The sequence below is a fragment of the Yokenella regensburgei genome (genome assembly GCF_051486985.1).
In the GTDB taxonomy this organism is placed as follows: Bacteria; Pseudomonadota; Gammaproteobacteria; order Enterobacterales; family Enterobacteriaceae; genus CBFFRJ01.
In genome coordinates, this window is sequence record NZ_JAHVDV010000014.1 from 37,619 (window position 1) to 57,232 (window position 19,614).

The following is a 19,614-nucleotide window of genomic DNA, read 5'->3' on the forward strand; positions in this document are numbered from 1 at the left end:
TCACGAAAGGGTGACGTAATAAGTCAAATCATACCACTGAGCAGGCTCAGGATCTGTTGTTCGCTCAGGGCGGCAATCCGCTGCTGATAAAAGCGTTTTTCTCGCGCCGCCAGATAGAGCCCCCCCATCGCTTTTTGCTGTGCGAGTGGTGGGAGGGTAACGGTAAAATTTTTCAGTTCATTAACCGCGATACGCTGTACGACGGTTGAACCCTGGGTGGCCTGAATCCGCTGACGTCGCCCCTCTGGGCTTTCATTGAAATGCCAGAGAAACCACGCTGTATTAATCTGGCTGTCATCCACATCCACTTTGACGTAGTTGTTACCTAAAATACGTCCGGCATTTTCGGTGCTCACGCGAACCGCCTTGCCATGAATCAGGCTTATGACAACATCTCCTTTCTGCGCCAGCACAACATCCTGATGCGTTTTCACCCACTGTTCTATCTCGGCTGACACAATATCTGACTGCCAGTCATCTACCAGAAACTGTTCGGTCGCATAGAAACGAAATGCGGACCCATCTGCGTTTTGCTGGATACGGCTGATGTGCGAGCCTGCCGTAAAGTGGGCGATGTCTTTGTAGCTTCGCGTCATTCTGCAATCCGAATAAATTTAAATTACATTGTCGTGGTATTGCCAATCATAAACCTGATGAATTATTTACATCAAGGAATTTAAATTTATTACTCATGCGGCCGATCAATGTTTTTGTGACTCAGAAATCGTTTTATAGCGTCTAAAGGGCTTTGTTGAATAAATCGAACTTTTGCTGAGTTGAAGGATCAGATCACGCATCCTCCCGACAACACAGACCATTCCGTGGCAAAGCAAAAGTTCAGAATCACCAACTGGTCCACCTACAACAAAGCTCTCATCAACCGTGGCTCCCTCACTTTCTGGCTGGATGATGAGGCGATTCAGGCCTGGTATGAGTCGGCAACGCCTTCATCACGAGGAAGGCCCCAGCGCTATTCTGATCTCGCCATCACCACCGTTCTGGTGATTAAACGCGTATTCCGGCTGACCCTGCGGGCTGCGCAGGGTTTTATTGATTCCATTTTTGCCCTGATGAACGTTCCGTTGCGCTGCCCGGATTACACCAGTGTCAGTAAGCGGGCAAAGTCGGTTAATGTCAGTTTCAAAACGTCCACCCGGGGTGAAATCGCACACCTGGTGATTGATTCCACCGGGCTGAAGGTCTTTGGTGAAGGCGAATGGAAAGTCAGAAAGCACGGCAAAGAGCGCCGTCGTATCTGGCGAAAGTTGCATCTTGCTGTTGACAGCAACACACATGAAGTTGTCTATGCAGACCTGTCGCTGAATAACGTCACGGACTCAGAAGCCTTCCCGGGCCTTATCCGGCAGACTCACAGAAAAATCAGGGCAGCCGCGGCAGACGGGGCTTACGATACCCGGCTCTGTCACGATGAACTGCGCCGCAAAAAAATCAGCGCGCTTATTCCTCCCCGAAAAGGAGCAGGTTACTGGCCCGGTGAGTACGCAGACCGCAACCGTGCCGTTGCTAATCAGCGGCTGAGCGGAAGCAATGCACGGTGGAAATGGACAACGGAATATAACCGTCGCTCGATAGCGGAAACGGCAATGTACAGAATGAAGCAGTTGTTGGGAGATTCACTGACGCTGCGTGACTACGATGGTCAGGTAGCGGAAGCTATGGCCATGGTGCGTGCGTTGAACAGGATGACAAAGGCTGGGATGCCAGAAAGCGTGCGTATTGCCTGAAAATCCAGCCAGCTACAGGGTCGTTCGCACGAAATCTTATTTATTCAACAAAGCCCCGGGCATTTTACAACGTGCTGAATGGCTTAGAGAGTCATGGCGATATTAGTTATACACCAAAAGTTTTTAGGTTACTTATTGTTTTAAGTAGATTACTAAACTGTATCGGTAACTTATAAAAACATTCAGATATATATCATTCTCCTGAACATACCTAATTAACGGCGGAATCTCACGGTTCTGCTGTTTTTATATTCATTTTCAGAGGAGTAATGATGAAAAAATCTGAAGGCTTGCAGTCGCTGCAGAGGTCGCTTTCTGGCCTGCCACAGTGGGCATCAGAGCGTATTCTGCAACAGATAAACCAGCTTGCTCACTACGAGCCAGTGATCGGCATTATGGGTAAAACTGGAGCGGGAAAGAGTAGCCTTTGCAATGCCCTGTTTGCTGGAGAGGTATCGCCGGTCAGCGATGTGGAGGCCTGTACCCGTGAACTACTGCGTTTTCGCCTGCAGGTTGGCGACCGCTATATGACGCTGGTGGATCTGCCCGGCGCTGGGGAAAGTAGCGTTCGCGATACCGAGTATGCTGCGCTGTACCGCGAACAACTTTCCCGGCTCGATCTGGTACTGTGGTTGATTAAGGCAGATGACCGGGCGCTGGCAGTAGATGAGCATTTTTATCATCAGGTGATTGGGGAGGCATTCCGGCATAAGGTGCTGTTTGTTATCAGCCAGTCGGACAAGACTGAACCCACCAGCGGTAGTGGTCAATTGTCCACGGCGCAGAAGCAGAATATCAGCCGCAAAATCTGCCTGCTGCACGAGCTGTTTCAACCTGTACATCCGGTGTGTGCGGTGTCGGTCCGTCTGCAGTGGGGGTTACGGGTGATGGCCGAGCGGATGATAAAGTGTCTGCCACGTGAGGCCAGTAGCCCGGTGGTGGCGCAACTGCAGTCTCCCTTTCGCACAACGACAGTCCAGGAAAAAGCACGTGACGATTTTGGTGAAACGGTCGGCGCGGTACTGGACACGGTAAGTGCTTTCCCACTGATACCGGCTCCGGTACGGGCCGTAATACAGGCCGTCCGTAACACCGTGGTGTCGGTTGCCCGGGCTGTCTGGAATTTCTTCTTCTGAACGTTTAACGCCTGCCTGTTCTTTCCCGATCCCTGTCGCTAGTGCGGCAGGGCTTTCTTTATTTGTTTTACCCGTATTGAAGAGTCTGCTTATGACCCGTCTGGCTTCGCGCTTTGGCGCAGCAAACCTTATCCGTCGTGACCGTCCGTTAACCCGTGAAGAGTTGTTCCGCGTGGTACCCAGCGTATTCAGCGATGACAAATATGAATCCCGTAGTGAAAGATACACATATATACCCACCATCTCTTTGCTGGATAGCCTGCAGCAGGAGGGCTTCCAGCCGTTCTTTGCGTGTCAGACCCGTGTGCGATCAGGCCGGAGAGAAACTGACCATCAGTTGCAGCTACAAAAAGATGGTTGTGGTCGGCAGGTTCCGAAAGAGGATTACCGCGCCACCTCTGATGAAGGAATGAGCAGGGTGTATCTTCTGATAAACAATGAAAAATACTCGCTTGAGAATGAAATTTTGCTTCCTGGCGAGGTCGTTCCGGCTCAGGTGGCTTTTGAAGCGCTGAAGCACACAGGAGCAAAAGACAAACTGGCCTTCACCGCCTTACAGTCAGGAGAATCGAAACCGTTCAGTGCCCGTGGTCTTCACGATGCGCTGAAAGATATCACTTGGCAGGATTGTCTCGATCAACCCTGACGCCTTTTCACATAAGTCATTCGACCAGCCCTGTTGCACATGTGCAACAGGGCTTTTTGCTTTTTGAGGTCATCATCATGCCTGAATCCCCGTTACTACCGCCCGGTTCTTTCACCCGGCAGCACGCCGAAGCCATTATCAGTCGTTACCACAACGTCACCATCGAAGATGACCAGACCACGCATTTTCGTCTGGTTGTGCGCGACGATGATGGCGGCATGGTCTGGCGTGCCTGGAATTTTGAGCCCGATGCCGGTGCAGAACTTACCCCATATATCCGGCGCTATGGCATCCGCAGGTCGTTACTCACCGACTGACAAACCCCATTCCCGACAGCCACATCTCCCGGACCATCCTTTATTAACCCACACGCCAGCCATCGCGGCTGGCACTTTTTATTGACGGAGACATTTACATGACAACAGCGACACAGTACGACCTTGTACCCGCTAACGAATCCGATTTCAAACTCACAGTAACGCAGGTTCCCGACGAACAGCGTCTCGATTTCTGGCCACAGCACTTTGGCTCTATCCCACAATGGATAACGCTGGAACCCCGCATTTTTGCCTGGATGGACCGCTTCTGTGATGAGTACAGCGGTGGTATCTGGTCCTTTTACACGCTCAGCAATGGCGGCGCGTTTATGGCCCCTGATGCTGACAGTGACGATAAATGGCGTCTGTTCAACAGTATGAACGGTAATGATGCGGATATGATTGCAGAAGCTGCCGGTATCGCTGTCAGCCTGATTGACTACAGCCATCACGCCTGTCGCACCGAATGCGATGCCATGACGGAGCACTATTACCGCCTGCGGGACTATGCGCTGCAGCATCCAGAAGCCCACGCCATTCTGCGTATCATCGACTGACCGGAGGAACAACGGATGAAACAGCTTTCCTTTTTACCCGGCGAGATGACGCCACAGGACCGGCGTCTCATCCAGCGGGCGCTCAGGGTTCTGGACCGGCATCTGCATGAGCCCGGGGTAGCCTTTACCTCCACCCACGCCGTACGTGAATGGCTGCGACTGCATATGGCCGCGCTTGAGCGGGAAGAGTTCCGGGTGTTGTATCTGGACAACCAGAATCAGCTTATTGCCCATGAGACGCTCTTTAGCGGCACAATTAACCGTACCGAGGTGTATCCCCGGGAGGTCGTTAAGCGCGCCCTTTATTTCAATGCCGCAGCGGTGATACTGGCGCATAACCATCCTTCCGGCGAGACGACGCCCAGCCAGGCTGATAAAGCTCTCACGCAGCGCCTGATACAGACACTTCAGCTGGTGGATATCCGCGTCCCTGACCATCTGATTGTCGGCGGCAGGCAAATCTATTCGTTCGCAGAACACGGTCTGCTGTGAGGAATTACATGAAAATTATCAGTAAGCGCCGGGCAATGACGATATACCGCCAGCATCCGGAGTCCCGAATCTTTCGCTACTGCACCGGAAAATATCAGTGGCACGGTAGCGTCTGCCATTACACCGGCAGGGACGTTCCGGATAGCACAGGAGTCCTGGCTGTGTACGCCGAACGCCGCCAGGACCGCAACGGGCCTTATGCCTGCCTGATGAGCATCACCCTGAACTGACAATAGTGGAGAACTGTAATGAGCAACATCACTTGGGGCTTGCAGCGCGATATCATGCCGCGCCTGGGAACACGTCTGGTGCAGGAGGGCAACTGGCTGCACTACCTAGCTGACCGGGCCAGTATCACCGGTAAGTTCAGTGACGCCGAATGCCAGAAGCTGGATGAAACATTCCCGCACTTTATCAGCCAGATGGAATCGATGCTGACCACCGGTGAACTGAATCCCCTACACGTTCATTGCGTCACCCTGTACCACACCGGTTTTACCTGCGAAGCCGACACCCTCGGCAGTTGCGGCTACGTATACATCGCCATTTATCCCACTAAGCGCTAATTACTTTCACGAGAGCAAGCATGAAACCTCAATCTGCAGCAACTTCGCGGGCGGTAAAACCCTGCCTGTCCCCCGTGGCTATCTGGCAAATTCTACTGACACGCCTGCTGGAACAACACTATGGCTTGACTCTGAACGACACGCCGTTCAGGGATGAATCCGTTATACAGGAACATATCGATGCAGGTATCACGCTGGCCAATGCCGTTAACTTTCTGGTGGAAAAATACGAGCTTGTTCGTATCGATCGCAGAAGGTTTAGTTGGCAGGAACAATCACCTTATCTTCGGGCTGTAGATATTCTGCGAGCACGGCAGGCAACTGGCTTGTTGCGGCAAAGCCGTAACAACGTAGTACGGTGAATATTGCGTACAACCTTCCTGATTTAAATTTCTGAGCTTTCTCCCTTGTTTACATATTGCATAATGCGCCTGCCATTACCCGGCGGGCGCGTTTGCTTTTTAAGGACAAAATGTCATGCAAACTAAAGCTGAAGTATTAACCGATCATAGCGAGCTAATTTGCTCGACCAGTATTGAACGCATAGTGACAGGCCGCGATACAGCACTAAAACAGATCGAGCAACTCATCCAGCAACTTGATGCCATTTCACAGCTAACCTCAGAAATTGGCGGTGGTACAGCGCAAGACTGGGCGATGAAAGCCGGGCATCGTTACGATAGCTGGATGACCGAAAAGGTCGATAAAGCACTGCCTGCCGTTACCCGCAATATTGACCGTAGTATCTGGCGCGATTTGATGTTGAAGTCTGGCATGATGGCCTTGATGGATGCTCAGGCCCGTGACCAGTGGCATAAGAACCTGGAGGAGGGGGATCTGCCTGCCATCAGCGAGGCGAATATCCTGAGTACTTTTGAGCAGCTACATCTGAACAAAATGGATGTATTTGAGCGTGGCATTATCAATGTCTTCAAAGGGCTGTCGTGGGATTACAAAACCAATAGTCCCTGCAGCTTTGGTAAAAAGATCATCGTCAACAATTTGGTGACGCATAACCGCTGGGGATTTAGTTTGAACTGGGGTTGGCGACGGGATCAACTAGCGGACCTGGAACGAATGTTATTTCTGCTGGATGGTAAACCGATACCCGATAACCGTGGTGATGTTACTACTCGATTGATGGAGCATATTCGGGATAACCCTTCGAAGGATGTTTACGAAGATGATTTTTTCAGTATACGTTACTTCCAGAAAGGAACCGCGCACATCACTTTTAAACGTATCGACCTGACAGAAAAGATGAATGATATCGTGGCGAAGCACTATCCGGGGATGCTGGCAGCGAGATGAAGAGGGCAGGGAGGCAATTCCTTACCTGACCCATTACCTGACCCGATTCGTATAAAACGAAAAAGGAGTCAGATGATTTCTCATCTAACTCCTTGTTTTATCTGGTGGCCCCTGTTGGGTTTGAACCAACGACCAAGCGATTATGAGTCGCCTGCTCTAACCACTGAGCTAAGGGGCCGAGGCGGACGATTATAGAGGAACTTTCCTGAGCAATCCAGCACCATTCATTTAGCTGCTTGTTTTATAACCAATGAGAATTCAATCCTTTATACTTAAGCAAGGTACTGACATTCTGGGGAATACATATGATCCACGACATTCTTGAACCTGGGCTGCGTGTGGTGTTCTGTGGCATCAATCCGGGGAAATCATCAGCTCACACTGGTTTTCATTTTGCCCATCCGGGTAACCGATTCTGGAAGGTCATTCATCAGGCAGGCTTTACTGAGCAACTCCTGAAGCCTGAAGAGGAAAAACGTCTGTTAGAGACGCGTTGCGGCATAACTATGTTAGTTGAACGACCAACAGTGCAGGCCAGCGAAGTGGGCCTGCAAGAACTTCGTACCGGTGGGCGAGAACTGATCAGAAAGATTGAGGATTACCAACCTGCGGCGTTAGCCATTTTAGGTAAGCAAGCCTTTGAGCAAGCGTTTAGTGTACGCGGCGCTGCATGGGGGAAGCAGGGTTTTACTATTGGTGTGACCCAGGTTTGGGTGTTACCTAATCCGAGTGGGTTGAACCGGGCAACACTGGATAAATTGGTAGAAAGCTATAAGGAACTGGATGAGGCGCTGGCGGAGAGAGGTCGGTGATGCCTGATAAGATTGCTTCCGCCATCATCACTACACATCTATTATTTACTACCTATTTTTAGGGTTGCTTTGCCCTATTAATTGTATTGATGGGACGGGAATGATAAAAAGTCGCGCTGAGAATGAAGTGCTAAAATACCAGGCTTTCGATAGCCAGCAGTGATGCATAATTCGAGTGACCTATAACTGGTTGAATTAGAAGCGCTATAAAGGACAAGGTATTTTGGTTACATCTTTGATAGGTGCTGTGCATCAATGAAGTAGTATTGATAGGTTTTAAAATATATAATTTAGGTTAATACCCCGCTACATTTATAGCCGTTTTACCACCTATGGAAGTTAGGATCAGGAAGATACCCACTGGTTTTACGATTTACCTCTTTGCCTTCCTATCAACAAGTTTACGCCGAAGGGCAGCTTTTTGCCTTTTTAAAAGATTAGCAAGCTAATAATATGCTTCGCTTCATATCCTTACGCTCAAAGCGCTCTGGTTGCTACAGCCAGGGGCGGTAGCGTGTCTGAAAGTTCAGGGTTACTACTCTCATGGCCAGAAGTGGTTTAGAAGTTCAACAGGCAGCTGTAAAAGCGCTGTTTCTGCGCGAGATTAAGACGCGCTTTGGTAAGTACCGTTTAGGGTATTTGTGGGCGATTTTAGAGCCTGCAGCGCATTTGCTAGTTCTGATAACAATCTTTGGATATCTCATGCATAAAACCATGCCTGATATCTCTTTTCCTGTTTTCTTATTAAACGGATTAATTCCATTTTTTTTATTTAGTAGCATAGCAACTCGTTCTATCGGAGCAATTGAGGCAAACCAAGGGCTATTCAATTACCGACCTGTAAAGCCTGTCGATACTATAATTGCCAGAGCGCTCTTAGAAACGCTTATTTATAGCGGAGTCTACATTGTTCTTATGTCGGTAGTAGGACTATTAGGGGAAGAATTTGCTATAACAAACATTATTAATTTAATGCTGGCGTGGATACTTCTTGTAGTATTCTCATTTGGTCTAGGATTGATTTTTATGGTGTTAGGAAAAACATTCCCGGAAACAGAGAAGTTTCTACCAATATTAATTAAACCATTGTATTTTATTTCATGCATAATGTTTCCACTTCATGCTGTTCCTAAAGAGTACTGGCCATATTTGCTGTGGAATCCAATAGTACATGTGGTGGAGTTAAGTCGCGAATCAGTAGTTGCTGGTTATATTAGTGAAGGCGTGAGTCTGAATTACATTGCTTTGTGCGCGCTGGTTACACTTTTTTTAGGCCTAGCTTTGTATCGTAAAAGTGAGGAGGCAATGTTGACATCATGATTCATATTGAAAATCTTACTAAGTCCTACCGTACTCCGAAAGGCAGGCACTACGTTTTTAAAGACCTCAATATTGAATTACCGTCAAATAAAAGTGTAGCTTTGATTGGACGGAATGGTGCCGGGAAATCCACATTATTACGCATGATTGGTGGCATTGATAGACCTGATAGTGGAAGGATTCTAACAGACAGATCTATTTCATGGCCTGTTGGTTTAGCTGGGGGCTTTCAGGGCAGTTTAACAGGGCGTGAAAATGTTAAATTCGTTGCCAGACTTTATTCAAAGAGTCATGAACTTAAAGAAAAAGTTTCTTTCGTAGAGGATTTCGCCGAGTTAGGAAAATATTTTGACATGCCTATTAAAACATATTCTTCAGGTATGCGGTCACGCCTTGGATTTGGTTTAAGTATGGCTTTCAGTTTCGATTATTATCTTGTAGATGAAGTTACAGCCGTCGGTGATGCCAGATTTAAGAAGAAATGTGAAGACATGTTTAAAGAAAAACATAAAACTTCCAATTTTTTAATGGTTTCGCATAGCCTGAACTCTTTAAAAATATATTGCGATAGTGCTTTGTTGATTGATAGGAACAATTCTGTTTCTTACTTTGAAAATATTTCAGATGCTATATCACAGTATAATGTTAGCGAAAATATAAGTTAAGCAGGAAGAATATGAATATTTTATTTTTTTTAGAACCATCAATTGAACTCGGAAATCCTGTTTTCAGATATGCAACGTTAAGAAATTCACTACTTCCTCAGATTATGTCCTTGAGAAATCAAGGGCACGACGTCATTACTTTTTTAAGTGAGTCAGTGGCTCAGAAATGTATTGATGAAAATAAATTGAATCAAGTTGGTAATGTAGCAGTCATTGATCCCATTGAATGGATGAATGGCGAGGGATATTTTCCACGTTCAATGCGACATCAGGAAAAAAAATATTTTCCTGGAGAAGTAGAGCTCATTAAAAATCAATTGTTAAGCTCGATAAATGATCCTGCCTTCTCACCAGATATTATTATAGTTTGGGAGTCTCCAGCTTATTACTTGGAAACTATTTTCCCTAAAGCAAAAATTGTTTACCAAATGCCTGGGGTCTTTTCCAGACCTCCATATGCTAATATGGTTTCATTTGATTCAGGCCTGCTTGCAGGCGGCTCTGAAATCAAGGAGTACGTACCTGGTGAAGAAGAATTAAATGATTTTTATGAATTAAGAGAAAAGGATGAAATTTTCTTATCGTCGGTAAGTCCTACCAGGCACATTGTTGAAAATATCAAAAGAGAATTTTCAAAAGTAGTTCTTTTCCCACTCCAAATCGATAATTATTTTATGATCTCATCGGTTCTTGGCGAGGGGAAAAGTCAATTTGATATCTTAGTTGAATGCTTGAAGAAAATATCAAGCAATGTTGCCTTGTTAGTAACCAACTATATTTCACGCGATACTCAGAGCGCAGTTCTTAGCCCCGAAAGTATCAAATATTTACGCGCAAAATATCCCAACTTCAAATACTTTGATGAAACAAATTCAATACCTTGGGTTTCTCAATACTTAACGAAAGAAGTTGATGGTGTAATAACTATTTCGTCTTCTCTGGGATATCAGGCGGCATATTGGGGTAAACCATTATTAACACTTGGTAAAAGCCATATTAGTGAGTTTGCTAGCGCTTCTAATTTTGAAGAGTTTTCTGAACAAATTAATGGCCTAAATCTTTATTATAAAGATGAAAAGCTTTTATCGTTAATTAACTATAAAAACCTCCCCCAAGATTATCTTTCTAATGATAAATATGCAGAGTGGTTAATTAATTCGGTTAATACTAATTATAATCAAAAATGGTCTGACAACGTAGCAAAAGAACTTATCGAAAGAAGACGAGAAACAGCTAGTCTTGAATCACTTTTACCTTATACTAGAAAATTTTCACCTCCAGATGATTATCAGTGTAAAGAACTTTCTCAGCAGATTAGACGCTACCCAGTTGTCTCTTTCGATATTTTTGATACACTATTAATGCGCCCATTTAGGCATCCAACGGATCTTTACGATTTTATTGAATCTGATGCTCGAATAATTACAAACATTCCATATTTGAATTTTAAGCGTGAACGTAAGAATGCTGAAAGAGCTGCATTTGAAAACGCTATCGAAGCAGGACTGGGTGAAATTACCCTTGAAGAAATTTACGAAATCATAGCCGAGAATTTAAATTTAAGCGATGATTCTCGCGAAAAATTAATGCAGCTTGAAATGCAAACTGAATATGATCTTCTTTATCCAAGGAAAAGTGGCTATAGAGCGTATCTTGAAGCCAAGCAACTGGGTAAAAAAATAATATTCGTGTCAGATATGTATTTATCAGCAGAATTCTTAGCGAAAGTTCTTGAGAAAAATGGTTATGGCGAATATTCAAAGTTGTACGTCTCATCTGAACATCGTGTGAAAAAACACAGCGGTGCGCTCTTTGATTATGTGCTAAAAGATTTAGATATTAGCCCTGAAACAATTTTACACGTTGGTGATAATGTTGAGGCCGACGTAAAAAAAGCACAGGCAAGAAAGATAAAGCCATTCCATCTGAAAAAAGCTTATGATGAATTTACCTTATACTCAGATTATAGGGGACCGTGGAGTAGAGATGAAAGCAGGCATTCATTAGATTGGAAGATGCTATTATCTATTGCGGGCAATAATCTTCATGATAATCCATATTTACCTTTCCGTACTGGAACACTTTTCGGGGGGTCTCCTATAAAGTTAGGATATTATGGCCTTGGTGCTCTGTTACTCGGCTATGCGAAATGGTTGGTGGAAAACTCAATCAAAGACAAAGTTGAAAGATTATATTTTCTTTCCAGAGATGGAAAGTTAATGAAGCGAGCATATGATATTGTTGCTAAATTATATGACAACGCACCAGAATCACATTATCTCCTTTGTTCACGCCGTGCAGTAAACCTTGCAAAAGTTAAGACCCATGATGATATTATTGATTTGGTGAACGTAGATTATGCAAATAATGTACGAATCGCACATTTACTACTTCATCGTTTTGGTTTAGAAATTGATACTATTTCAGACGAAAAATTAGCTGAGCATGGTTTTAACAGACATTCAAAACTGACTGCTAATGATATTGATAAACTACAAGATCTGTTAATAGATATAAAAGATGATGTATTAGCCGTAGCGGAAAAAGAACGTGATCTATATCTTCAATATCTTGCAGATAAAAAAGTCTTTACAGATGGTAAAGCATCTATAGTTGATATTGGTTATGCAGGAACAATGCAACAATCCTTACATCAGCTGTCTCCCAATGGTAAAAAAATTGGTGGTTATTATTTGATCACCTTTAGGACCGCACTTAAACGTGTAGCTGAAAACGGTCTTGATATTAAAGGTTATCTGGCAGAATTTATTGATAGACATGATACTTATCATAATTTCTGTCGACATGTACCGTTGTATGAAACTCTATTTAGTTGTTCCGATACAACATTTGTTCGCATGTCAAAAGATTGGAACGGTAAATTAACGCCTGTTTTTATGGCCCATTCACCTGTAGAAAATGTTAGAGAAATTGTTGTTGAGGATATTCAACAAGGGGCAATAAATTACGTTTCTGAAGTTGTTAATATCCTTAGCGACAAACTCAAGCGTATTGACATTGAACCTAATAAAACTCTTCGCAATTTAGATAATTATTTCTCTAAACCTCATCCGCGTGATGCAAGAATATTATCAGGTGTTATGTTCGAAGATGCTTATGGCGGAACCCAATACAAAACGATATTGCCTGACATTCAAAATGTCAAAAATGAATGTGTCTGGAAACAGGGTAGAGAAGCACTACTTAATGATTTAAATAATAGCGTTCGTAATAATACTGTTAAGGTTAAAGCGCCCGTTAGAGTTGAGAGTGTCAAATCGGAAATAAATTTTTCTGAACCAAAGCTGATTTCTAATGAAAAATTCAAAAAGAGATTTATTTATTGGGTGCTTACTAAGACTTTGAATGAACGCAAGAGAAAAAAATTCATCAAAAATCCTTATCTTTTTTTCGCTGATTCAAAAAGTGGATTTATCAAAAGAATCGGTAAGGATTATATGAGTTAACATTAACGTATAGATAAAAAATGGAATACTTGAGTATTCCATTTTTTTTAATTTAGAAATGATGATATGCATACGATAAAAATTTATCTGCGCAGTATGGAATCTTTATGTCAATTTCACGTAGATTTTTCTTTAAATGGTTAATACCCTCAGCCATTATTAATTTTAGCCTTAGTTCGAAAAACTGGGCTAAGAATAGCGATGCTAATGCCCCAAAGAGGTCAGCCCTGAATTATCAAAAAATGAAAATTCGGGGCCAAAAGAAATAAAAGATATGAGTGCTAATTCGCTAAGAGTTCAGTTATCAGATCCTAATGGTTTTAATAAATACCCAAAATTACAGATTTCAAGATGGCGCGATACATCCGATATACGTGCATGGGGAGCCATAGGGGATGGTTATAAACTTTGCGATGAGAGCTTTAAAAATGCAGAACTTACAGAGTCTATAATTTATGTGCCTAAAGGCATTTGGCGTTTATCAAGCCCGATGATTATTGGCGATAGAGTAAAATTTTTCGGGCCTGGTGTTTTAAAGTTCGATAACGCGGAGTGGTGGAGGCGCGGTGGTTCTTCTGGAAGCTTAGATGTCGATGAGCGTTATACTTTATTTTATAATTTTTCTTCGAAAGAAGATGTCACATTAAAGTATGATGGAAAAGTAGTAGACTTTTCTTGGATTGATGAAAGAACTATTTTAGCTGCTGGTACAAGAAAAGATACTAATGTTGTAATAAGTATCAAAAATGGGACGTTAACCCTTGGTTGCGTTGCAGAGTCCATACGTACATTCAATGTGTTCGGAAATGGTAACAATGGTGATGAGATAATGCCTGAGTTATTAAAAATATCCGATATGCCGAAGGGATATGATAATACTTCTTTCGGAGCACGAGCACTAATGTCCGTAGTTAAAGGAGGTAATAATACTGCTTTTGGATCAAAGTCATTACTAAGTAATGTCAACGGTAACAATAATACTGCTATAGGTTTTCAAGCTTTGTATCGAAGTTTAGGTGATGCCAATACTGCTTATGGCTCTATTTCGGGCGAATGGTTGAATAAAGGTAGTTATAATTCTTTTTTTGGTGCTGGCTCTGGAAAAAAATTACAGAATGGTAACTCTAATGTCGCAATTGGATTTGAATCCTTAGGTGAGTCATTAAGTTCTTCATATGTTGTAGCTATAGGGTACCGCGCAAATGCTAATACTGGAGATAAATCTCAATCAAACTCTATATATATTGGTGCATTTTCCGGTGATTATAATTTAGGGTCAAATAATACTTTTGTCGGTTATCGCGCAGGTAATAGTCTCAACGCAGCTGAAAATGAAAAAGGTGGAACGGGGCATGATAATGTCGGGGTGGGAATGTTTTCATTGCGGCGTAATATGTCTGGTTCAGAGAATGCGGTGGTAGGCGCAGGGGCGTGTGCTGAGTCTTCAAATGTAAGTGCAACAGTAGCAGTTGGTTTTAACGCTTTAGGCTCTACAACAGCTAATTCAAAGTGTTCTGTGGCAATTGGTCATTCTAGTCTTAAAAATACCTCTGGTAACTTTAATGTAGGAATTGGATATCAATCTCTTGCAAAAAATACGAAAGGCTATAAAAACGTTGCTATTGGTACGTGGGCACTGTCTTCAAATTTAACGGGTAAATTCAATTCTGCATTAGGCATAAATTCTGGATGTATTACTCAATTAGGAAGAAATGCCATTGATCTAAATAATACAACCCTGCTTGGATACAATTGCCGCGCCTCAGGCAACAATCAGGTGCAGCTAGGTAATAGTCGCTCTACAACATATGTTTATGGTACTGTGCATAACAGAGCAGATCTTAGGGATAAGGCTGATTTAAGAGATACTGTGCTTGGTATTGAATTCATTCTTGGTCTTAGAGCAGTAGATGGTCGTTGGGATTTACGCGACGATTATGTTCAGATAGATGATAGAAATAATAACGACAATGGCGGGGATATATCTCATTCAACTCATTCAGGAAATTTAAGTGAGCATAAGAATACTAATTTTCAAAGCCTAAGACCTGATGGAACCTATAAACAGCCTCGGTATCATCACTGGTTCATAGCTCAAGAGGTAAAAAAACTCTGTGAGTCTTTAAATATTGAATTTGGTGGGTTACAACATCATGCCTTAAATGGTGGTGATGATATTTACACTTTGGGGTATGATGAATTTATTCCTCCAATAGTAAAATCTATACAATCCTGTTGGTATCGTTTAGATGAAATTGAAAAACGTCTGGAAATAATTGAGAATAAAGAACGATAATTTTTTAATCAAGCCGCCATATTGGCGACTTATTAATTAAGACCAGCCATGTATGTTTTTTTGTATCAGTCTCTGGGGATTGTCTTCTGAAATAATTAACGAAATTAATTTCCCAAATTTTTCAGTTCCCAATACTGCATTTATCGAATTATGACCACAATTTGGCGTTTCAATTAATAATGGTTTACAGGATTTAGGAAGCAAGTGAATGTGCTGCAAGTCCACACTGAATTCAGGGTCATAAAAAATGAAGGGGTTGGAAATACAGTCGCCATCATATATTTTCATGCCACTGTGATTATCAGCATCAAAATGCTCTTCATAACGTTTGTCGAAATTTTGTATTAAGTCCGGGTCTATGTATATTTGGGGACTGAATGAAAGAACAGTCGTTGCCCCTAGCGCAGATGAAAACTTCAATGATGCGTATGCACCCATTGAAAATCCATAAAGTATGACTTTTTTATAATTCTCTGAAATTTTAAGTATATTAGATAGAAATTTTTGAACGTCGTTATAGGGATACCAGTGAGGATGTTTAGGGACAACCCCAATACAAGTTATACCTAATTTCTCCGCAACATCTTGACCCCAAAAGGCTCTTCTGCCGGGCTTACCCATATGGTTAAAGGTTATCAATAGAAAATCGGAAGTTCCTTTTTGGAAAAGCACTAAATTTTCATCGTCCTCGTAAAGGCATTCTTGCATATTAAACCTCCGAATTTTTTCTGATGTTATACTACACGAAGTGTATTAATGTTCAATCTCATAACGGTTTTTAGTACCGCTATTACATTGTGAAGTGTTTTTAAACTAGATTAAGCTTAGCTTTTGTTCTTGGTTTACCATCACTTTCCTTCGGATGAGTATAGCCATTTACTTAAGATAACCTTGTGTTATATATAATAAAATTTAAAAGTTAATGCTCATTTTTCTGTATATAAGTTTGTAAGGCCAGCATTTTTTAAGTTAAATTTTAGCGGAGTGTCTGCATTCATGCTGTCTATTTTTTCCCCATAATACACCGCATTAATCTGGGTATTTGCCAGCAAATACCCACGAAACTTCTTAAACAACTTCATATCTGGCTGAAAATCGGCCGTCCAGAACTGGTGCAAATGTCCCTGATACGTCATTCCTTTAATGTCGTACAGGGCGTTCCCCATCACTTTCAGCGGTTTGTTGTGAATCAGCGCTGAAATTCCTGCCGTACTGTTGATAGTCACTACTGCTTTGGCGTGAGTCAGCAACTCAGGCATGGGCAGGTCATGCACGTAAATAACACGCTCTGTAATCCCATACTTCTTGCCAAGCTGTTTTATTAACGGACCATAAAGACGATGACCACGATCCATAGGGTGGTGCTTAATCACCAGAACGTCGTCTACCGGTGCTTTGCGTGAGAAAGAGAACATCACGTCATTAATATAGTCGCGAACATCGGCATACGGGCTGTGGTTGCGGATTTGGCTGTCGTTATAAACCTGCAAAATGGCGAGGTAATAACGCTGATCCAGTGTCGTGCGTAGCGTGTCGATAACATTACGCTCTTTAAAGCCATACCAGTATTTACGCCAGGAGGCACGGATCCAGCATTTGCCTTCATACCAGGGTGAAAAGGATTTGTGATGGCGATATTTCGCAAACTCATGTCGATAGTTCCAGCCAACCAGATAATACCAGATGGCATGAAAATAACGTTTACGTGCAGAGGGCTTCAGTTCCTGCACATTAGCAGGAGGAAGCTCCGGTAAATTGCGGTAAAACTCCGCATCACGTGGCAGCGGTGAATAGGCATTGACGCCACCTTCTTCCACCGTAATAAAGTGGGGGCGCAGGTAGCCTTCTTCAAAAGCAAGAAAACGGATACCTTTCGATTTGGCCCAGGCGCGAGCGGCCTGGTGCAGCGGACGGCAGTCACCAAAGCAGAGAATGGTGTCAAACGCATAGTCTTTCCAGGTCTCTTTCAGCCAGGCCGGGAATTCTTTTGGCGTTTGGGTAAAAGTCAGATAGGGGCGGTTGCGGCAGTAGAATCGATCCCCACCGTTAAACACGACGTTCACCGCTTCGCGTTCAAGCGTTTCCAGCCAGTTTGCAACATCATTAAAGAAGGGGCCCATGGGTCCTTGTAGCAGCAGATATTTCTTCCCTGCGAGCAGTGTCTTAACGGTGTTATTTTGCATCATCTTCCGTTGCACCCTATCCAAATCTGACTTTGTAGAACATTTTTACTTTGCGGTACTGCCGGGCTAAGCGGCCGATTTTTCTTGGCGTTATTTTCATTTCACCGCGAGGAGCGGAAATCAGCCAAAGCGCGGCCTCTTCAGCCGTCATTGGCGTTAAACGCTGCGGATGAATATAAGTCGGGTAGGCTATTAATGTCTGCCAGACCAGGTCATCAAGGCTGAGCTGACGGGTACGACGAGCCAGCCGGTGCTCGTCCGACGTCAATCCCCAGCCAGCATAGAAAGGCATTCCGTAGCAGTACACTTTCTTGCCATGCATGAGTGCCTCAAACCCGGAGAGCGATGTCATAGTATGTAGCTCATCGGCATGCTGAATGCACTGAATAATATCTGCATCCAGCGCCTGGCAGTCAGCCCAGCGTGCCACGTCTTCGGCCGGGACCTGCCCTTTACGGTTACCGACCAGCACATCCGGGTGCGGTTTGAAAACAATAAACGCATCCGGGTTACGCTGGCGCACCGTGCGAAGCAAATCGCCATTGGTACGCACTGAGAGCGCGCCGGTAGCAATAGACGCGTCATCCTCTACCTGACCCGGCACTAAGATGACTTTCTTACCCGCGGCCTGCGCCGGGAGTTGCCAGTCATTCCCCAGGTTGTACTTGCTGACTTTGTGGCGTACCAGCTGTAAACGCAGGGCATGAGCGCGTGCTGACTCACGCGCTGAGAGCTGGCTTGCGTTGAGTAAGTTTTCCAGATCGCTTGGGCGTGAAGCATCGTAATAAATACCGCACTTATCAAGCACCAGTGACAAAGGCGCCAGCAGATCAGAGCCCAGGCCGGATGAGCGGATGAAACCGTCTTCCATGCGCCATAGCGCTATGCCCTGTGCGTCCGCCTGAGCCTGCCATTTAGCTTCTCCGCGCGTGCCCCATGCGATAAGCGCGGTCGCGCGCGGGCACTGTCTGGCAAAGCGAACTTCATTCTCAGCGGTCTTCAGATAAGGCTTGAGAATGGCTGTTTTCCATAAACTCAGACCAGGCGCCCACAGAACGCCCCGACGGGCAAGCGTATGGCGACGCTGCAGGCTGAGCCAGTCCACCACGCAACCCAGCGATGCGGGTTCGCCGGTCACCGGGTGGCGATAATGGCTGTAGCGAAGATAAGCGGCGGTGAAGAGATCGATGAGTGATGCAGGCTGGCGGCGAGCGGCAAGGGCGTTAGCCTGCGGATGGCGGTCGTCCGTGAGTCCCCAGCCGGCGTACCAGGGTTGACCAAAACAAACCACGGTCTTGCCCGCCAGCAGGGCTTCAAAACCATATTGCGAGGTGACAACATACACTTTTCGCATATGACGCAGCAGCGACTGTGGGCTGACATCTTCAGCAAACAGACGCACCCGCGCGTCGGCTTTTAGGGCGCTGAAATAGCCGCTTTTTTTGCCGCACAAGACGTCCGGGTGAACTTTCACCCAGATTTCAGCGTTCGGGTTTTCCTGCTTCGCGCATTCCAGCATCTGCAGAAAACTCTCTGCGCTGGCATTGCCTTTCGTCACCGAGACATCGCCAAAAGTCTGATCAACGACCAGTACGGCATCGGGCATCGGGTCGGGGGCGACAAAAGGCGGGGCCTGATTATATTTAGACAAGTCCTGGTCAACGATGGCGTGCATCATGGCCTGCGCTTCTTGCGAAAGGGCCTGATTGCCGGCGCTGTCCTGAATCAGCTGTTCAAGGCTACTGGGCGTGGAGGCATCGTAATAGATGCCCGCATAGTCGATGACCATCGACAGGGGAGGGCAACCCTGGACGCCCAGGCCAGCAGAACGGATAAACCCGTCCTCAAGGCGCACAACAGGCACACCTGCTGCCTTAGCCAGAGCGGTGGGTTTCTCTGCGCTTGGACGATAACCCCAGACGGCCACCGCGCTGACATTTTCAGGAATCGCTTTCAGCGTCGATAAGCGCACGCGTTCGCCGGGCAGAAAACTCCCCAGGTAAGGAATGCGCCAGATACCCCCAGAAAAAATGCCCAGCACGCTGCTCATTGGCTCCATTAACTTGTTATTCATTCCAGAAAATAATCCAGAGAGGATTAT

General features: G+C 44.8%; 18 protein-coding genes, 1 tRNA gene and 1 pseudogene. 15 read left to right on the forward strand and 5 right to left on the reverse strand.

Translation table 11 applies throughout. The annotated features are described in order from the left end of the window. Positions 1 to 23 precede the first annotated feature (23 nt). Positions 24 to 596 (reverse strand): restriction endonuclease subunit S, encoded by a 573-nt coding sequence (locus KXR87_RS11575; RefSeq protein ID WP_063923462.1) that lies wholly within the window; start codon positions 594 to 596, stop codon positions 24 to 26. Between the two features lie 180 nt (positions 597 to 776). On the opposite strand from KXR87_RS11575, the gene KXR87_RS11580 reads away from it, so the two are divergent. The 10 genes and pseudogenes from KXR87_RS11580 (at position 777) to KXR87_RS11625 (ending at position 6,770) form a co-directional block, all read left to right on the forward strand. Further along, positions 777 to 1,745, forward strand: coding sequence for an IS5 family transposase (locus KXR87_RS11580; RefSeq protein WP_249938832.1), 969 nt, complete (start codon positions 777 to 779; stop codon positions 1,743 to 1,745). Positions 1,746 to 2,017: 272 nt separating this feature from the next. Beyond that, on the forward strand, positions 2,018 to 2,881 hold the full coding sequence (locus KXR87_RS11585) for a GTPase family protein (RefSeq protein ID WP_249938831.1): 864 nt from the start codon (positions 2,018 to 2,020) through the stop codon (positions 2,879 to 2,881). Positions 2,882 to 2,972: 91 nt separating this feature from the next. Further along, positions 2,973 to 3,311 (forward strand): annotated as a pseudogene (locus tag KXR87_RS11590) (DUF932 domain-containing protein); the annotation flags it as partial. 293 nt (positions 3,312 to 3,604) lie between these two features. Beyond that, the gene (locus tag KXR87_RS11595) at positions 3,605 to 3,844 is read left to right on the forward strand and encodes a DUF905 domain-containing protein (RefSeq protein ID WP_063163853.1); all 240 of its coding nucleotides are present in this window, start codon (positions 3,605 to 3,607) and stop codon (positions 3,842 to 3,844) included. A 98-nt stretch (positions 3,845 to 3,942) separates the two neighbouring features. After that, positions 3,943 to 4,401 carry an antirestriction protein gene (locus tag KXR87_RS11600; RefSeq protein WP_437432401.1) on the forward strand — a complete coding sequence of 153 codons (459 nt, stop codon included), beginning with the start codon at positions 3,943 to 3,945 and terminating at the stop codon, positions 4,399 to 4,401. A gap of 15 nt (positions 4,402 to 4,416) precedes the next feature. Then, complete coding sequence (gene radC, locus KXR87_RS11605; protein ID WP_050296583.1) at positions 4,417 to 4,893, forward strand: RadC family protein; 477 nt, start codon at positions 4,417 to 4,419, stop codon at positions 4,891 to 4,893. 8 nt (positions 4,894 to 4,901) lie between these two features. Beyond that, positions 4,902 to 5,123, forward strand: a complete 222-nt coding sequence (locus KXR87_RS11610; RefSeq protein WP_249938829.1) for a DUF987 domain-containing protein — start codon at positions 4,902 to 4,904, stop codon at positions 5,121 to 5,123. A gap of 18 nt (positions 5,124 to 5,141) precedes the next feature. Beyond that, on the forward strand, positions 5,142 to 5,459 hold the full coding sequence (locus KXR87_RS11615) for a type IV toxin-antitoxin system YeeU family antitoxin (RefSeq protein ID WP_437432402.1): 318 nt from the start codon (positions 5,142 to 5,144) through the stop codon (positions 5,457 to 5,459). A gap of 20 nt (positions 5,460 to 5,479) precedes the next feature. Beyond that, a complete protein-coding gene (locus KXR87_RS11620; RefSeq protein WP_050150735.1) occupies positions 5,480 to 5,821 on the forward strand; it encodes a TA system toxin CbtA family protein in 342 nt (113 codons plus the stop codon). A 115-nt stretch (positions 5,822 to 5,936) separates the two neighbouring features. After that, positions 5,937 to 6,770: a DUF4942 domain-containing protein gene (locus KXR87_RS11625; RefSeq protein ID WP_167610339.1), complete on the forward strand. Its 834-nt coding sequence runs from the start codon at positions 5,937 to 5,939 to the stop codon at positions 6,768 to 6,770. 102 nt (positions 6,771 to 6,872) lie between these two features. Here KXR87_RS11625 and KXR87_RS11630 read toward each other — a convergent pair. Next, positions 6,873 to 6,948: transfer RNA gene (locus KXR87_RS11630), tRNA-Ile, on the reverse strand. A 127-nt stretch (positions 6,949 to 7,075) separates the two neighbouring features. Here KXR87_RS11630 and mug point away from each other — a divergent pair. From mug to KXR87_RS11655, 5 genes are all read left to right on the forward strand, one after another. After that, positions 7,076 to 7,582, forward strand: coding sequence for a G/U mismatch-specific DNA glycosylase (gene mug / locus KXR87_RS11635; RefSeq protein WP_437432403.1), 507 nt, complete (start codon positions 7,076 to 7,078; stop codon positions 7,580 to 7,582). A gap of 543 nt (positions 7,583 to 8,125) precedes the next feature. Then, entirely contained in the window at positions 8,126 to 8,902 is a 777-nt protein-coding gene (locus KXR87_RS11640) for an ABC transporter permease (protein WP_437432404.1), read from the forward strand. Continuing rightward, positions 8,899 to 9,567: an ABC transporter ATP-binding protein gene (locus tag KXR87_RS11645; RefSeq protein ID WP_437432405.1), complete on the forward strand. Its 669-nt coding sequence runs from the start codon at positions 8,899 to 8,901 to the stop codon at positions 9,565 to 9,567. The genes KXR87_RS11640 and KXR87_RS11645 overlap by 4 nt, the downstream gene beginning before the upstream one ends. Positions 9,568 to 9,578: 11 nt before the next feature. Continuing rightward, positions 9,579 to 13,034 (forward strand): HAD family hydrolase, encoded by a 3,456-nt coding sequence (locus KXR87_RS11650; RefSeq protein ID WP_437432406.1) that lies wholly within the window; start codon positions 9,579 to 9,581, stop codon positions 13,032 to 13,034. A gap of 274 nt (positions 13,035 to 13,308) precedes the next feature. Further along, on the forward strand, positions 13,309 to 15,330 hold the full coding sequence (locus tag KXR87_RS11655; RefSeq protein ID WP_437432407.1) for a hypothetical protein: 2,022 nt from the start codon (positions 13,309 to 13,311) through the stop codon (positions 15,328 to 15,330). Positions 15,331 to 15,366: 36 nt separating this feature from the next. On the opposite strand, the gene KXR87_RS11660 is transcribed toward KXR87_RS11655, so the two are convergent. The 3 genes from KXR87_RS11660 to KXR87_RS11670 all read right to left on the reverse strand — a co-directional run bounded on the left by KXR87_RS11660 (position 15,367) and on the right by KXR87_RS11670 (position 19,554). Continuing rightward, positions 15,367 to 16,038, reverse strand: coding sequence for a hypothetical protein (locus KXR87_RS11660; protein WP_437432408.1), 672 nt, complete (start codon positions 16,036 to 16,038; stop codon positions 15,367 to 15,369). Positions 16,039 to 16,256: 218 nt separating this feature from the next. Next, a complete protein-coding gene (locus KXR87_RS11665; protein ID WP_437432456.1) occupies positions 16,257 to 17,513 on the reverse strand; it encodes a capsule biosynthesis protein in 1,257 nt (418 codons plus the stop codon). Positions 17,514 to 17,529: 16 nt separating this feature from the next. After that, positions 17,530 to 19,554, reverse strand: a complete 2,025-nt coding sequence (locus KXR87_RS11670) for a capsular polysaccharide biosynthesis protein (protein ID WP_437432457.1) — start codon at positions 19,552 to 19,554, stop codon at positions 17,530 to 17,532. Between the last annotated feature and the right edge of the window lie 60 nt (positions 19,555 to 19,614).